The organism is Mycobacterium sp. ITM-2016-00316 (assembly GCF_002968335.2).
Taxonomy (GTDB): Bacteria; Actinomycetota; Actinomycetes; order Mycobacteriales; family Mycobacteriaceae; genus Mycobacterium.
The window spans coordinates 4,153,556-4,168,505 of the sequence record NZ_CP134398.1; the positions used below are offsets into that span (position 1 = coordinate 4,153,556).

Annotated in this window: 14 protein-coding genes; 11 read left to right on the top strand and 3 right to left on the bottom strand. The window is 65.6% G+C overall.

All coding sequences use genetic code 11. From position 1 onward, the window contains the following. Positions 1–18: 18 nt before the first annotated feature. The 3 genes from C6A86_RS19945 to C6A86_RS19955 form a co-directional block, all read right to left on the bottom strand. Positions 19–1,239, bottom strand: coding sequence for a CaiB/BaiF CoA-transferase family protein (locus C6A86_RS19945; RefSeq protein ID WP_105366435.1), 1,221 nt, complete (start codon positions 1,237–1,239; stop codon positions 19–21). Between the two features lie 96 nt (positions 1,240–1,335). Continuing rightward, positions 1,336–2,502 carry an acyl-CoA dehydrogenase family protein gene (locus C6A86_RS19950; RefSeq protein WP_105366434.1) on the bottom strand — a complete coding sequence of 389 codons (1,167 nt, stop codon included), beginning with the start codon at positions 2,500–2,502 and terminating at the stop codon, positions 1,336–1,338. 87 nt (positions 2,503–2,589) lie between these two features. Next, positions 2,590–3,888, bottom strand: a complete 1,299-nt coding sequence (locus tag C6A86_RS19955) for an amidohydrolase family protein (RefSeq protein ID WP_105366433.1) — start codon at positions 3,886–3,888, stop codon at positions 2,590–2,592. A gap of 311 nt (positions 3,889–4,199) precedes the next feature. On the opposite strand from C6A86_RS19955, the gene C6A86_RS19960 reads away from it, so the two are divergent. The 11 genes from C6A86_RS19960 to C6A86_RS20010 all read left to right on the top strand — a co-directional run bounded on the left by C6A86_RS19960 (position 4,200) and on the right by C6A86_RS20010 (position 14,945). Next, a complete protein-coding gene (locus C6A86_RS19960; protein ID WP_105366432.1) occupies positions 4,200–5,552 on the top strand; it encodes an SRPBCC family protein in 1,353 nt (450 codons plus the stop codon). After that, positions 5,545–5,874: a hypothetical protein gene (locus C6A86_RS19965; protein WP_105366431.1), complete on the top strand. Its 330-nt coding sequence runs from the start codon at positions 5,545–5,547 to the stop codon at positions 5,872–5,874. The genes C6A86_RS19960 and C6A86_RS19965 overlap by 8 nt, the downstream gene beginning before the upstream one ends. A gap of 2 nt (positions 5,875–5,876) precedes the next feature. Beyond that, positions 5,877–7,136: an amidohydrolase family protein gene (locus C6A86_RS19970; RefSeq protein WP_105366430.1), complete on the top strand. Its 1,260-nt coding sequence runs from the start codon at positions 5,877–5,879 to the stop codon at positions 7,134–7,136. Beyond that, on the top strand, positions 7,126–7,554 hold the full coding sequence (locus C6A86_RS19975) for a nuclear transport factor 2 family protein (protein ID WP_396833919.1): 429 nt from the start codon (positions 7,126–7,128) through the stop codon (positions 7,552–7,554). Before C6A86_RS19970 ends, C6A86_RS19975 begins: the two co-directional genes overlap by 11 nt. A 20-nt stretch (positions 7,555–7,574) precedes the next feature. Continuing rightward, a complete protein-coding gene (locus tag C6A86_RS19980) occupies positions 7,575–8,762 on the top strand; it encodes an acyl-CoA dehydrogenase family protein (protein ID WP_105366461.1) in 1,188 nt (395 codons plus the stop codon). A gap of 2 nt (positions 8,763–8,764) precedes the next feature. After that, a complete protein-coding gene (locus C6A86_RS19985) occupies positions 8,765–9,565 on the top strand; it encodes an acyl-CoA dehydrogenase family protein (RefSeq protein WP_199196449.1) in 801 nt (266 codons plus the stop codon). A 267-nt stretch (positions 9,566–9,832) separates the two neighbouring features. Further along, positions 9,833–10,486 carry a TetR/AcrR family transcriptional regulator gene (locus C6A86_RS19990; RefSeq protein WP_105366427.1) on the top strand — a complete coding sequence of 218 codons (654 nt, stop codon included), beginning with the start codon at positions 9,833–9,835 and terminating at the stop codon, positions 10,484–10,486. A gap of 297 nt (positions 10,487–10,783) precedes the next feature. Next, positions 10,784–11,629, top strand: coding sequence for a mycofactocin-coupled SDR family oxidoreductase (locus tag C6A86_RS19995; RefSeq protein ID WP_057167278.1), 846 nt, complete (start codon positions 10,784–10,786; stop codon positions 11,627–11,629). A 3-nt stretch (positions 11,630–11,632) separates the two neighbouring features. Next, a complete protein-coding gene (locus C6A86_RS20000) occupies positions 11,633–12,703 on the top strand; it encodes an NAD(P)-dependent oxidoreductase (protein ID WP_105366426.1) in 1,071 nt (356 codons plus the stop codon). Continuing rightward, positions 12,700–13,677 (top strand): NAD-dependent epimerase/dehydratase family protein, encoded by a 978-nt coding sequence (locus C6A86_RS20005; protein ID WP_105366425.1) that lies wholly within the window; start codon positions 12,700–12,702, stop codon positions 13,675–13,677. The genes C6A86_RS20000 and C6A86_RS20005 overlap by 4 nt, the downstream gene beginning before the upstream one ends. Further along, complete coding sequence (locus C6A86_RS20010; RefSeq protein WP_105366424.1) at positions 13,674–14,945, top strand: hypothetical protein; 1,272 nt, start codon at positions 13,674–13,676, stop codon at positions 14,943–14,945. Before C6A86_RS20005 ends, C6A86_RS20010 begins: the two co-directional genes overlap by 4 nt. Positions 14,946–14,950: the final 5 nt, after the last annotated feature.

Sequence of the window (14,950 nt, forward strand, 5' to 3'; positions counted from 1 at the left end):
TCGGCTCCTCGCTGGCGCTCACGAGTACACCGGGCCGATCGCACCCTCGTCGCGCATTCCGGCCAATTCTTCGGCGCTGTAACCCAGTTCACGCAGCACGTCGTCGGTGTGCTGACCCAGCCCGGGCACCGCACCCATCCCCAACTCCACGCCGCTGATCACCGGCGGCGGTAGCAGCGCGGCAATCTCACCCTTGGGCGTGCCGACCTGCCGCCAGCGGTCACGGGCCCTCAGGTGTTCATGGGCGATGACCTCGCTGGGCTTGTTGTAGCGCGAGTTGCCGATCCCGGCGGCATCGGCGATGCGCTGGATATCGTCGAGATCGTGCTGTAGGCACCATGATTCGATGGCCGCATTGAGTTCATCCCGGTTGGCGCAGCGTTGCGGGTTGGTCGCGAAGCGCGGATCATCGGCCAGGTCGGGGCGCTCGATGATCTCCCGTGCCAGCCGCTGCCATTCGCGGTCGTTGGTGGTGCCCAGCACCACCGTCTGCCCGTCACGGGTACCGAACGAACCGTAGGGCGCGACCGCCGGCGAGCTCATCCCCAGCGGTTCCTGATCGATCCCGGAGTGCTGGGTGTAGGTCAACTGGTAGCCCATGATGTCGGTCATGGTGTCGAACAGGCTGACCGCCACGGCCGGGGCCGCTTCGGTGGCGCCGTTGCGCGCCCGGCCCAGCAGCAGCGCCATGATCGACAGCGCCGAATACAGGCCGGTGGTGATGTCGGCGACCGGCGCTCCGGGTTTGGCCGGCATCCCCGGGTGGCCGGTGGCCGCGCACGATCCCGACTCCGCCTGCACCAGAAGGTCATAGGCGCGCTTCTCGGACAGCGGGCCACCCGGGCCGTAACCGTCGATCTCGACCGGGATCACCTGCGGGTGCCGCGCCCGCAGGTCCGCCGGGCTCAGCCCGAGCCGCGCTGTGGCCCCGGGCGCGAGGTTGGACACGAAGGCGTCGGCGCCGGCGAGCAGCCGGTGCAACACGTCCATCCCCGCCGGTGATTTCAGGTTGAGGGTCACCGACTCCTTGCCCCGGTTCGCCCACACGAAATGAGCGGCCAGGCCGTTGACCACATCGTCGTAGTCGCGGGCGAAATCCCCGCCCTTGGGGTTTTCGATCTTGATCACCCGGGCACCGAAGTCGGCGAGCACCCTGGTGCACATCGGCGCGGACACCGCCTGCTCCATGGCGATGACGGTGATGCCGGCCAGCGGCAATGCCGGCCCGGTGGTGCTCATGACGATGATCCCCTCTGCCTGAACGCGAGATTGCCGTTATCGCGACAAAGTGCGAGTGGACATGACGATAACCGCAACCTCGCGTGACCCTTCAGGTCAGTAGCTCTTGGGGAGGCCGAGCACATTGGCGGCCAGGAAATTCAGGATCATCTCCTGGCTGACCGGCGCGATCTTCATCAGGCGGGACTCCCGGAAGAACCGGGAGATGTTGTACTCCTCGGAGTAGCCCATACCGCCGTGGGTCTGCAGCGCACGGTCCGCGGCGTCGAACCCGGCATCGGCGCACAGGTACTTGGCCATGTTGGCCTCGCGTCCGCAGGATTGGCCGTTGTCATACAGCCAGGTGGCCTTGCGCAGGATCAGTTCGGCCGCGTCGAGGCGGGCCAGCGAATCAGCGAGCGGGAACGCGATGCCCTGGTTCTTACCGATCGGGCGGTCGAACACCACCCGCTCGTTGGCGTATTTCACCGCCCGGTCCAGCGCGACCCGACCGATGCCGAGGGCCTCGGCGGCGATCAGCATCCGCTCCGGGTTGAGTCCGTGCAGGATGTAGGAGAAGCCCTTGCCCTCCTCGCCGATGCGGTCCTCGACCGGGATCCGCAGGTCGTCGATGAACACCTCATTGGAGCTGACGGCGTTGCGGCCCATCTTCTTGATCGGCCGGATATCGACGTGGTCGCGGTCGATATCGGTGAGGAACAGGGTGAGACCGTCGGTGGGCTTGGCTGTTTCGTCCCGCGGCGTCGTGCGGGTCAGCAGCAGGATCTTCTCCGACTCCAGCGCCTTCGAGATCCACACCTTCCGGCCGTTGACCACATAATGGTCGCCGTCACGCTTGGCGAAGGTGGTGATCCGCGAAGTATCGAGCCCGGCACCGGGTTCGGTCACGCCGAAACAGACGTGCAGGTCACCGTTGACGATGCGCGGCAGCGTCGCCCTCTTCATCTCCTCGGACCCGAAGACGACAACCGGCTGCATGCCGAAGATCGACATGTGGATGGCGCTGGCGGCGTTCATGGCGCCACCGGAGCGCGCCACCTCCTCGGCGAGGATGGTGGCCTCGGTGATGCCCAGACCGTGCCCGCCGTACTCCTCGGGGATGGTCATGCCCAGCCAGCCGCCGGCGGCGATCGCATCGTAGAACTCGGTCGGGAACTCGTGCGCCTGATCTTTTTCCATCCAGTAGTGATCGTCGAACCTGGCCGCCAATTCGGCCACCGACTTGCGGATCAGCTGCTGGTCCTCGGTGAGTTCGAAGTTCATTCCCTCAGACACCGTTCCTCCTCGGTCCGTGCACGCGACGCCCACGGTGCGGGTGTCCCCGCACCGTGCGCCCAATGCGCTCTCTGGCTAGTCTTTGACGCCGCTCACCGCGCGGGCATTGGCGGTGAAGTCTGCGACGCTGGATCCGCCGCGCTTGTCGGCGTGGCTCGTCGCCTGGATCGAGATGTCATGGCCCTCGGCCTGTTTGCGCAGCGCACCGACGGTGGCCTGTTCGCGCGGGACGTGCGTGAAGGGCTCGAAGTGATACAGCCGCATCGCGTTCTCGTGGGTGATCTTGTTGACCTCGTCGTCGGGCACGTCGTAGGTGTCGAACACCGCGGACAGTTCCTCGGGAGCCCCGGGCCACATCGAGTCCGAATGCGGGTAATCCATCTCCCAGCAGATGTTGTCCACCCCGATCATGTGCCGGTTCTTCACCCCGACCGGATCGGAGATGAAGCACGTCATGAAGTGCTCGCGGAACACCTCCGAGGGCAACTTGTCCCCGAAGTCCTGATGCGTCCAGGTCGAGTGCATCTCATAGGTGCGATCCACCCGGTCCAGGAAGTACGGGATCCACCCGGTGCCGCCCTCGCTCAGAGCGATCTTCAACGTCGGATAGGCCTTGATCGGCGCCGACCACAACAGATCGGCCGCGGCCTGCACGATGTTCATCGGCTGCAGGGTGATCATCACGTCCATCGGCGCATCCGGGGCGGTGATCGCCAACCGGCCCGAGGATCCGATGTGCACGTTCATCACCGTCTCGGTGTCGACCAACGCATCCCACATCGGCTTCCAGTACTCCATGTCGTGAAAGCTCGGGTAGCCCAGCGCCGACGGGTTCTCGGTGAACGTCAGCGAGTGCACTCCCTTGTCGGCCACCCGCCGGATCTCCTGCGCGCACAGCGCGGGATCCCAGATCGCCGGGATCGCCATCGGGATGAACCGGCCCGGATGCGATGCGCACCAGTCATCGATGTGCCAGTCGTTGTAGGCCTGCACCAGCGCCATCGAGAATTCGGCGTCCTCGGTGGCGAACAGGCGCGCCGCGAATCCCGGGAACGACGGGAAGTTCATCGTCGCCAGCACGCCACCGGCGTTCATGTCCTTGACTCGCTCGGCGGCGTCGTAGCAGCCCTTGCGGATCTCGTCGAGTCCGGTGGGCTCCAGTCCGTACTCCTCTTTCGGCCGGCCGGCCACCGCGTTGAGCGCCACGTTCGGGATCACCGTGTCGCGGAACTGCCAGGTATCGGAACCATCCGGGTTGTGTACCAACCGCGGCGCCTCGTCGACATACTTCGCCGGTAGGTGGTTCTTGAACATATCCGGCGGCTCGATGATGTGGTCATCGACGCTGATCAGAATCATGTCGTCTTGGTGCATGGGCCGTCCCTTCGGGGTTCCATCGTCAACGCGAGAGATTCTCGATACTTGCAAACTAACTTCTCACACTACGAGAATCAACGTCCGGGTGCGTTTCCGGTGCCCCTGACCGCGCATTTCGGCACTCGACCCGGCCACAAGCACGCTGGTTGACGCGCGTATTCGATGACCCTACGACCAAAGACTGGAAATCTGTTAGTCACTTATGAGAATATGATTCTCGTACCGGAGAAGCCGCGCATGCCAGCTGGGCCACCAGCACCCGGCAGCGAGCGACGGACCCGAACGAAACACTCCAGAGAGGTTGCACCGTGGCGTTTTTCCCCAAACCAGCAGCGGGAAGCTGGACCGAGAACTGGCCGGAACTCGGCACGGCACCGGTCGACTACACCGATTCCGTCGATCCCGAGCACTGGAAGCTGGAACAGCAAGCCATCTTCCGCAAGACCTGGCTGCACATGGGCCGAGTGGAACTCGTCCCCAAGAAGGGCCGCTACGTCACCCGGGAACTCCCGTCCGTCGGCCCCGGCGTGTCGATCATCATCGTCAACGACGGCGACGAGATCCGCGCCTTCTACAACCTGTGCCGGCACCGCGGCAACAAGCTGGTGTGGAACGACTACCCGAACGAAGAGGTCTCCGGAAGCTGCCGGCAGTTCGTCTGCAAGTACCACGCCTGGCGCTACGACCTCAAAGGTGATCTGACGTTCGTCCAGCAGGAAAGCGAGTTCTTCGATCTGGACAAGGCCGACTATCCGCTCAAACCGGTGCGCTGCGAGGTCTGGGAAGGCTTCATCTTCGTCAACTTCGACGATGACGCGGTGTCGTTGCAGGAATACCTCGGCGAGTTCGGCGAAGGCCTGAAGGGCTACCCGTTCCACGAGATGACCGAGCACTACAGCTACCGCTCGGAGATCAAGGCGAACTGGAAGCTGTTCATCGACGCGTTCACCGAGTTCTATCACGCGCCGATCCTGCACATGAAGCAGGCGGAGAAGGAGGAGGCCGAGAAGCTGGCCAAGTTCGGCTTCGAGGCGCTGGCCTATGACATCAAGGGCGACCACTCGATGGTGTCGTCGTGGGGCGGCATGTCCCCGCCGAAGGACATCAACATGGTCAAACCCATCGAGCAGATCCTGCACAGCGGGCTGTTCGGGCCGTGGGACCGGCCGGAGATCGACGGCATCCTGCCCGACGAACTGCCTCCGGCCATCAACCCGGGGCGGCACAAGACCTGGGGCACCGACTCTTTCGAGTTCTTCCCGAACTGGACGCTGCTGTTCTGGGTACCCGGTTGGTATCTCACCTACAACTACTGGCCCACCGGTGTGGACAGCCACATCTTCGAGGCCGATCTGTATTTCGTGCCGCCGAAGAATCTGCGCGAACGCCTGTCGCAGGAGCTGGCAGCGGTGACCTTCAAGGAGTACGCGTTCCAGGACGCCAACACCCTGGAAGCCACCCAGTCCCAGATCGGCACCCGCGCCGTCACCGAGTTCCCGCTGTGCGATCAGGAAATCCTGCTGCGCCACCTGCACATGACCGCGCACCAGTACGTTGACAGGTACAAGGCGAGCCTCGAGGAGAAGGCGGCCAACGGATCAGCGAACGGCGCCGCAGCCACGAGCGCGAAGGCGCCGGAAAAGGATCAGGTAAATGTCTAAGCTGCCCGAGGAATTCGCCGATCTGGAGCGGTTCTCCGACTGGTGCCTTCCCACCGAGGAAGAGCGCTATCAGAAGCGTCTCAACTCGACGATGGCCGAGATGCAGGAGCTCTACGACGCCGGCATGAAACGGCTCGAAGACATCATGGTCTATGTCGACGCCCGCTTCCCGCTGGCGTCGATGCCCGAGGACGCCAAGGCACTGGTGCACCTGGGCCAGTCCATCGTCATGGTGAGCTTCCCGATCGAGGTGTGGAAGCAACCGCGCGTGCTCGACAGCGGCGCGGCGTATATCAACCTGATCAAGGAGCCGGTGGTTTAGGCGTGTCGAACGTACTGACCCTCAAAGCCGCGGGTCTGGTCGACGTCGATGCCGGGGCGATCATTCGCCCCGGCATCGTTCGTGTTTCCGGAGACCGCATCGTCGCCGTCGGAGACGGCAAATCAGATTCCGCCGTCGGCGCCGACGAAGGCGAGATCATCGATCTGGGTGACGCTTACCTGCTACCCGGCCTGATGGACATGGAAGTCAACCTGCTGATGGGCGGGCGCGGCGAGAATCCCGGCCTGTCCCAGGTGCAGGACGATCCGCCGACCCGCGTGCTGCGTGCGGTGGGCAATGCCCGGCGCACCCTGCGCGCCGGATTCACCACCGTGCGCAACCTCGGGCTGTTCGTCAAGACCGGTGGCTACCTGCTGGACGTGGCGCTGGGCAAGGCCATCGACGCGGGCTGGGTGGACGGGCCACGCATCGTGCCGGCCGGGCACGCCATCACTCCCACCGGCGGGCACCTGGACCCCACCATGTTCGCCGCATTCATGCCCGGCGCGCTGGAACTCACCGTCGAGGAGGGCATCGCCAACGGCGTCGACGAGGTCCGAAAGGCCGTGCGGTATCAGATCAAGCACGGCGCTCAGCTGATCAAGGTCTGTGTCTCCGGTGGCGTCATGTCACTGACCGGTGAGGCAGGCGCGCAGCATTATTCGGACGACGAACTGCGCGCGATCGTCGACGAGGCGCATCGCCGCGGGATGCGGGTGGCGGCGCACACCCACGGCGCCGAGGCCGTCAAGCACGCCGTGGCGTGCGGTATCGATTGCATCGAGCACGGCTTCCTGATGGACGACGAGGCGATCCAGGCACTGGTCGACAACGACCGCTTCCTGGTGACCACCCGGCGGCTGGCGCAGGCGATGGACGTGTCCAAGGCGCCGAAAGCCCTGCAGGACAAGGCTGCCATCATGTTCCCCAAAGCGGAGACATCGATCAAGGCGGCCTACGAAGCCGGGGTCAAGATCGCGGTGGGCACCGACGCGCCGGCGATTCCGCACGGCAAGAATGCCGACGAACTCGTCACCCTGGTCGAATGGGGCATGCCGCCGGCCGCGGTGCTGCGCTCGGCAACCACCATCGCCGCCGATCTGATCAACGTCACGGACCGGGGCCGGCTGGCCGAGGGCTTACTGGCCGACATCATCGCCGTCCCCGGCAACCCCCTGGAAGACATCACCGTTACACGGGATGTCACATTTGTAATGAAGGGCGGTAAGGTCTACAAGAATGAGTACGCCGATGGCTCCTAGCCGAACTGACGACCTGGTGGAAATCCAGCAGCTGCTGGCCAAATATGCGGTCACCATCACCCAGGGTGATATCGAGGGCCTGGTCAGCGTCTTCACCCCGGACGGCACCTACAGCGCCTTCGGTGAAACCTATGCGCTGGAACGCTTTCCGGTGCTGGTCGACGCCGCCCCCAAGGGGCTGTTCATGACGGGCACCGCTCTCGTGGATCTCGTCGAGGGCGCCGACAACGCCACCGGTACCCAGCCGTTGTGCTTCATCGAGCATTCGGCGCATGACATGCGGATCGGGTACTACCGCGACACCTATGTGCGCACCGAAGACGGGTGGCGGCTGCGGACCAGGGCCATGACCTTCATCCGGCGCAACGGTGACCACGACCACGGCAAGCCGCATGCCATCGGACGGCCGTCGGCATGAGCGAGCCCAGCGAGCGAATCATGAATCCGAGCGACCTCTACGATCCCGCGACCTTCCGCACGGCGCTGCGCGAATGGCTCGCCGAGAATGACCTCACCCCACCCGAGGATCACTCCCTGGAAGGCCATATGCGCCAGTTCGCCCGGGTGCAGAAGGCGCTGTACGACGGCGACTGGAGCCGGTACGGCTGGCCCGAGCATGCCGGGGGTCTCGGCGGTCCGGTGATGCTGCGGGCGATCGTCGGCGAGGAGATCGTGGGCCGCAGGCTTGCCGAGCCCGGACCCTATTCGATGCTCGAAGTGCTGGCCCCCACGATGATCGACTACGCCACAGCGGAACTCGCCGCCGAGATGGTGCCCAAACTGCTGTCGGGTGAAGAGCAGTGGTGCCAGGGATTCTCCGAACCGGGGTCCGGTAGCGACCTGGCGTCGCTGACCACCAAGGCCACGCAGAAGGGTGACCAGTGGGTCATCAACGGCCAAAAGGTGTGGACGAGCTTCGCGCAGTTCTCGCACCGCTGCATCCTGCTCACCCGCACCGGAGAGGGCTCTCCCGACTCCCCATCGCTTCGCTCGCCCCAGGCCGATTCCCCGTCGCTTCGCTCGCCCCACCAAGGCATCACCGCGTTCTTCATCGACATGGACTCGCCCGGCATCAGCGTGCGCCCGTTGCGCACCATGCACGGTGTCGACGAGTTCTGCGAGGTCTACTTCGATGACGTCGTCGTCGACGCGAGTCGCATGCTCGGAAAGCCCGGCGACGGCTGGCAACTCGCCATGGACCTGCTGCCCTATGAGCGATCGACCTGCTTCTGGCAGCGCATCGCCTATCTGTACTCACGTTTCGACGCGCTGATCAATGACCTCAAAGAGGTCGGGCAGTCCAGCCCGAAGGACATAGACGCCGATATGGGCGAGGCATACCTGGCCCTGCACACCCTGCGGTGCCGGTCCCGTGCCACCCAGCACCGACTGGCCGCAGGCCAGAAGCTCGGTCCGGACACCTCCATCGACAAGGTGCTGCTGGCGACCGCCGAACAGCGTCTCTACGACACCGTGCACGACCTGCTGCCCGGTGTCATCGAACTCGACGACACCGACTGGCGCACCGAGTACCTGTACTCACGGTCGGCCACCATCTACGGCGGCACCGCAGAAGTGCAACGCAACATCATCGCCCGCCGCCTGCTCGATCTCGGGAAGGAGTGACCATGGATCGCGAGTCACTTGAGATGCTTGAGGCATCGCTGCGCAAGACCATGCTGTCGGCGTCGGGTCCGGAGTTGGACGCGGCGCTGACCGAACTCGGCTGGGCCGAAATGCTCTCCGATGCACCGGATCTGGCGATCCCGCTGGTATTCCGGTTGCTCGGCGAAACGGGTTCCCATGCCTCGGTCCTCGTCGATGTCGTCCTCCATGCAACGGGCAACACCATCGGCGACACCGTGGAACTGCCGATCCCCTACACCGGCAACGGCTGGGTGGTGTGGGACCGCATCTCGGCCGAGAGCGCGGAGCCGACGATGGGCGGGCTGCCGCTGCGCCGCGAGGAGGACGGTTATCCGATCCGGGTGACCGAGGCCCGCCAGGCGGTCAGCTGGTGGCTGATCGGTTCGGCCCGGGCGATGCTCGCGCTGGCCCGCCAACACGCACTGGACCGCGTTCAGTTCGGCAAGCCGATCGCATCCTTTCAGGCCGTGCGGCATCGGTTGGCCGAGACGCTGGTGGCCATCGAAGGCGCCGAAGCGACCTTGACCCTGCCGAGCGCGGACAACCCGGACCTGCTCGCGCTACTGGCCAAGGCCGCGGCGGGCAAGGCGGCGCTGACCGCGGCCAAGAACTGCCAGCAGGTGCTCGGTGGCATCGGTTTCACCGAGGAACACGAGTTGCACCGCCATGTGAAGCGGGCCCTGGTGCTCGACGGGCTGCTGGGCAGCTCGCGCGAACTCACCAAGAAAGCCGGTGCGGGACTGCGGGCACGCGGCTCCGCTCCGCGGCTCGCGCAACTGTAGAGCGAATCTCACCGCCGAAACTACGGTCATTGCTGGTCGTAGGCCATTTCCGCCCGCCCACCGTAGTTTCGGCGCGCCTTCCGCTCAGGGAAAGCCGGTTTTCCGGTAGACCTTCTGAAACTGCGAAAATGAGAATAGTATTCTCGCCATGAGGAAGCTAGAGTCTCCGACACGTACGTCGCGAGGGGGTGGAGCACGGCAATGCCCAGGCATTCTCCGGTACAGTCCATTCATGTCTTTCCCACTCGGCACGCAGCTGAGGCGCCGGTGACCAGCGCAAGCGAAGAACCCGCCTGGAAGCAGCGCGCGGTCGAACGCTCGATCAAGACCGCCAAACTGCGGGCCGCTCAGCGCGTACAGCGGTTCCTGGACGCCGCTCAGTCGATCATCATCGAGAAGGGCAGCACGGACTTCACCGTGCAAGAGGTCGTCGACCGCTCCCGCCAGTCGCTGCGGAGCTTCTACCTGCAGTTTGACGGCAAACACGAGCTGCTGCTCGCACTGTTCGAGGATGCCCTCAGCCGATCCGCGGACCAGATCCGGGCGGCCGTTGCCGGCCATACCGATCCGATCGACCGACTCAAGGTGGCCATCGAGCTGCTCTTCGAGTCCTCTCGGTCCGACCCGACCGCGAAGCGCCCACTGTTCACCGACTTCGCCCCTCGACTCCTGGTATCGCATCCGTCCGAGGTCAAGGTGGCCCATGCACCGCTGGTGGTGCTGCTCACCGAGCTGATGGAGGAAGCCGCCGCGGCCGGCAAGTTGCGGCCCACCGTCAGCCCCCGCCGGATGGCGGCGATGACGATGCAGACCGTGATGTTCGTCGCACAGTCCAGCGGCAGCGAGGACGTCGCCGTCACACCGATCTCGGCGCAGGAAGTGTGGGATTTCGTCGCCCACGGATTCGCCACCGAAGACTGAGAATCCCGTTCTCGCGGGTGCGACATCCGGCCCGCGAAAACACGCGGCGTCTCTCGCGGCTCGCATGGAGCGCCCCACCGACCGCACCGCGCGTCGGTGGCGCCACGCTCCCGGGCACAGCTGCCCGGCGATCCCCTGCCGCCGCCGAACTCTTTTCCGTCCATCTCTTTGAGAACCTGATTCTTCTAAGCAAAGAGTACAAATATCCCGATTTGAGTCTGTCATTGACACAGATGCCACCCGGTGAAAGAGTGCTGAGCAAGTGCACAAAAAGTACTCCGAGGAATTGAGGACCACATGGCAGGGCGGGTAGAAGGCAAAGTCGCATTCGTCACCGGTGCGGCACGCGGGCAGGGCCGCAGCCACGCCGTTCGGCTGGCCGAAGAGGGCGCCGACATCATCGCGATCGACATCGCCGGACCTATCCGGCCCGGAGTCGAGACCGCCATTCCCGCCTCCACCCCCGACGATCTCGCCGAGACCGCGAACCTGGTGAAGGGCCTCAATCGCCGGATCGTCACCGCCGAGGTCGACGTCCGTGACGCCGCCGCACTGAAGGCAGCCGTGGACAGCGGGGTGGAGCAGCTCGGACGGTTGGACATCGTGGTGGCCAACGCCGGTATCGGCAACGGTGGCGACCCCCTGCACGAGACCAGTGAACTCGACTGGGACGAGATGATCGACATCAACCTGTCCGGTGTGTGGAAGTCGGTGAAAGCCGCTGTGCCGCATATCATCAACGGCGGACGCGGCGGCTCCATCATCCTGACCAGCTCGGTCGGCGGCCTGAAGGCCTACCCGCACTGCGGCAACTACGTATCGGCCAAGCACGGTGTCGTGGGCCTGATGCGCGGTTTCGCCGTCGAACTCGGCCATCACAACATCCGCGCCAACACCGTGCATCCCACCCACGTCAACACCGACATGCTGCACAACGAAGGCACCTTCAAGATGTTCCGGCCGGACCTGGAAAACCCGGGCCCCGACGATATGGCGCCGATCTGCCAGATGTTCCACACGCTGCCGATCCCGTGGGTCAACGCCGTGGACATCAGCAATGCGGTGCTGTTCCTGGCCTCCGACGAGGCGCGTTACATCACCGGTGTCACGCTGCCGGTCGACGCCGGTAGCTGCCTGAAGTAACCGATGACCGACACCGTCCTGGTCACCGGGGCGTTCGGTCTCGTCGGGTCGGCGACCGTGCGTGCGCTGGCCGCCGCCGGCCACCGGGTGGTGGCCACCGACCTGGCAAACGATGCGAATCGCGTCAAGGCTCAAGCGCTTCCGAGCGGTGTGGAAGCGCGCTGGGCCGACCTGACCTCGACACCGGACGTACAGAGCCTGATCGCCGACGTCGCGCCGGATGCCATCGTGCACCTGGCCGCCGTCATTCCCCCGCCGATCTACCGCAACCCCGGTCTGGCCCGCAAGGTCAACGTGGACGCGACGAAGACACTCGTCGACACCGCGGCGGCCGCACCGAAGCCACCGCGATTCGTCCAGGCGTCTAGCAATGCCGTCTACGGATCCCGGAATCCGCACCGCAACCCGGACCCCGTCACCGCCGAGACACCCCCTCGGCCCACCGAGTTGTACGGCGGACACAAACTGGAATCCGAAACCTACGTGCGGGCATCCAGCCTGGAGTGGGTGGTGCTGCGACTCGGCGGGGTGATGAGCACAGATTTGAGTGCCCTGCCGTTCACCCTCGACGCGCTGTACTTCGAGAGCGCGCTGCCGGTCGACAACCGGATCCACATGGTGGATGTCCGCGATGTGGCAAGTGCTTTCGCCGCGGCTACCACCGCCGATGTCGCCGGAGAGATCCTGCTCATCGCCGGCGACGCATCGCACCGCATGCTCCAGGGTGATGTCGGCCCGTCCCTGGCCGCCGCACGCGGGCTGCCCGGGGTGATCCCACCGGGGCGCCCCGGCAACCCCGACAGTGACGACGACTGGTTCATCACCGACTGGATGGACACCACCCGTGCCCAGCAGGCGCTGCAGTTCCAGCACCACTCCTGGCCGGACATGCTCGCCGAGATCCGCGCCCAGGCCGGCTGGAAGCGCCACCCATCCCGGCTGATCGCACCCCTGGCTCGGGCGTTCGTGAAACGGCAAGGGGCATACCGCACATCACCGGGCATATACGCCGATCCATGGCGGGTGCTGAGCGCACGGTTGGGTGACACCGGACTGGATACCACGCGGGCATGACGGTGCTGGTGATGGGAGCCAGTGGCTTCCTCGGCTCGCACGTGACCCGCCAGCTCGTCCAGCGCGGTGACGATGTCCGAGTGCTGCTGCGCAAGACCAGCGACACCCGGGGCATCGATGGCCTCCCCGTCGACCGCCGCCACGGCGGGCTGTTCGACGACCATGCCCTGCGTGCGGCGATGACGGGCTGCGATGTCGTCTACTACTGCGTCGTCGACGCCAGGATGTGGCTACGCGATCCGGCTGCCCTGTTTGCCACCAATGTCGACGGGCTGCGCCACGTCCTGGACGCCGCATTGGCCGTCGGCGTCGGAAAGTTCGTCTTCACCAGCACTGTCGGCACGCTGGCCGCGGCCGGCGAGCGGCCGGTCACCGAAGAGGACGTGGCCGATTGGGATGGCGGCGGGCCGTATATCGAATCGCGCAGGGCCGCTGAATCTCTGGTGTTGAGCTACGCACGCGATCGTGGCCTGCCCGCCGTCGCGCTGTGCGTGTCCACCACCTACGGCCCCGGTGACTGGCAACCGACGCCGCATGGCGAAGCACTGGCCATGGTCGGCGCCGGACGCCTCCCGGTCTACTTCGGCTACTCCCTGGAGGTGGTGGGGATCGAGGACGCTGCCCGCGCCATGCTGCTGGCCGCCGAGCGCGGCCGCCCCGGTGAGCGCTACATCATCTCCGATCGCTTCATGAGCTCCCAGGACGTGCACCGGACCGCGGCCGAGGCCGCCGGGGTGCGCGTCCCGAAGATCGGCGTCCCGCTGTCGGTGCTGTACGCCGGCGCCCGCCTCAACGATCTGGCGGCAACCCTGCTGCGCCGGGACCTCAAGTTCGCCACCGTCGGTATGCGGATCGTCGAGAACATGGGCCGCCTCGATCATTCCAAGGCGGTGCGCGAACTGGGTTGGCAGCCCGAACCGGTGGAGGACTCGATCCGCCGCGCCGTCCGGTTCTTCGCCGATCACCGAACGTGACCCGTTGGGCCCGAACCGATCACGGTCTGCTATTCCCCGCCGAACCGGATGCCCTCCGGGTCGCCGGTGTGGAGTTCCTCACCACCGCACTGCATAGTTTCGGGACGTTGGACGCCGACAATCGGGTCACCGCGGTGACCCGGTTCGAGGAATGTGGCGGCGGCAGCACCGGCCGCAAGGCGCTGATCGACGTCGAATACCTGCGGCCCGGGCTGCCCACCGAGCTGTTCGTGAAGTTCTCCCGCGACTTCGACAATCCCCGCCGCGACCGGGGCAAGTCCCAGATGGATCTCGAGGTCCGGTTCGCCGCGATGTCGACGACGACAACGCTGCCCGTCGCAGTGCCGGTCTGCGTGTTCGGCGCCTACCAGGCCGAAGCCTGTACCGGCATTCTGATCACCGAGCGCATCGGCTACGAATCCGCAGGTATCGAACGGCATTACGACAAATGTCTGGACTACACGATGCCCGATCAGCTGGGCCATTACGCCGCGCTGTTGAGCGGCGTGGCCCGGCTCGCCGGCGCGCACCGGGCGGGCCATCTGCCGCCGTCGGTCGACGACGAGTTCCGATTCGACCCCGAGCGGGTGACCGTCGGGCAGCGGATCCGGCACAGCGATGCCGAGCTCGCCGACCGCATCCGTCGGCTCGCCGAGTTCGCCGCCGAACACCCGGGCCTGCTGCCCGAGGTGGCGCACAGCGCGGGGTTCGTCGACCGCATGCTCGCTGACGTCGGCCGCATTGCCGCGGCCGAGGACACCGTGATGGCCTGGCTGCGCGACACCGGTGCGCACTCGGCACTGTGCCATTGGAATGCCAACGTGGACAACGCCTGGTTCTGGCGCGAGCACGACGGCGCCCTGCGGTGCGGGTTGATGGACTGGGGTTGTGTCAGTGTCATGAACGTCGCGATGGCACTGTGGGGTGCGCTGTGCAGCGCCGAGACCGACCTGTGGCGGAACCATCTCGACGAGCTGCTCGAACATTTCGCCACCGAATATGCCGCCGCCGGCGGGCCGGCGCTGGATCTTTCGCTGCTGCGGACCCAGCTGATGCTGTACGTCGCGGTGATGGGCGTGGCGTGGCTGCTGGAGGTGCCCGACATCGTGCGCACCGCGGTGCCGGACCTGGCCGATGTGGCCGATCGTCGCGATCCACGGATCGCCGGCGCGGAAGCAGTGCGGGCCCCGCTGCTGATGCTGTCGAATGCGCTGTACCTCTGGGACACCGAGGACTTCGGTGCGTTGTTGGACCGGCTGCCGACGTAGGGCTG

Excerpts from the sequence above, each read along its gene's own strand:
- C6A86_RS19955 (WP_105366433.1), bottom strand. The coding sequence starts at position 3,888 with ATGCACCAAGACGACATGATTCTGATCAGCGTCGATGACCACATCATC.
- C6A86_RS19965 (WP_105366431.1), top strand. The coding sequence starts at position 5,545 with ATGTCTAAGCTGCCCGAGGAATTCGCCGATCTGGAGCGGTTCTCCGAC.
- C6A86_RS19980 (WP_105366461.1), top strand. The coding sequence starts at position 7,575 with ATGAATCCGAGCGACCTCTACGATCCCGCGACCTTCCGCACGGCGCTG.
- C6A86_RS20000 (WP_105366426.1), top strand. The coding sequence starts at position 11,633 with ATGACCGACACCGTCCTGGTCACCGGGGCGTTCGGTCTCGTCGGGTCG.
- C6A86_RS19950 (WP_105366434.1), bottom strand. The coding sequence starts at position 2,502 with ATGAACTTCGAACTCACCGAGGACCAGCAGCTGATCCGCAAGTCGGTG.
- C6A86_RS20005 (WP_105366425.1), top strand. The coding sequence starts at position 12,700 with ATGACGGTGCTGGTGATGGGAGCCAGTGGCTTCCTCGGCTCGCACGTG.
- C6A86_RS19995 (WP_057167278.1), top strand. The coding sequence starts at position 10,784 with ATGGCAGGGCGGGTAGAAGGCAAAGTCGCATTCGTCACCGGTGCGGCA.
- C6A86_RS19945 (WP_105366435.1), bottom strand. The coding sequence starts at position 1,239 with ATGAGCACCACCGGGCCGGCATTGCCGCTGGCCGGCATCACCGTCATC.
- C6A86_RS19985 (WP_199196449.1), top strand. The coding sequence starts at position 8,765 with ATGGATCGCGAGTCACTTGAGATGCTTGAGGCATCGCTGCGCAAGACC.
- C6A86_RS19975 (WP_396833919.1), top strand. The coding sequence starts at position 7,126 with ATGGCTCCTAGCCGAACTGACGACCTGGTGGAAATCCAGCAGCTGCTG.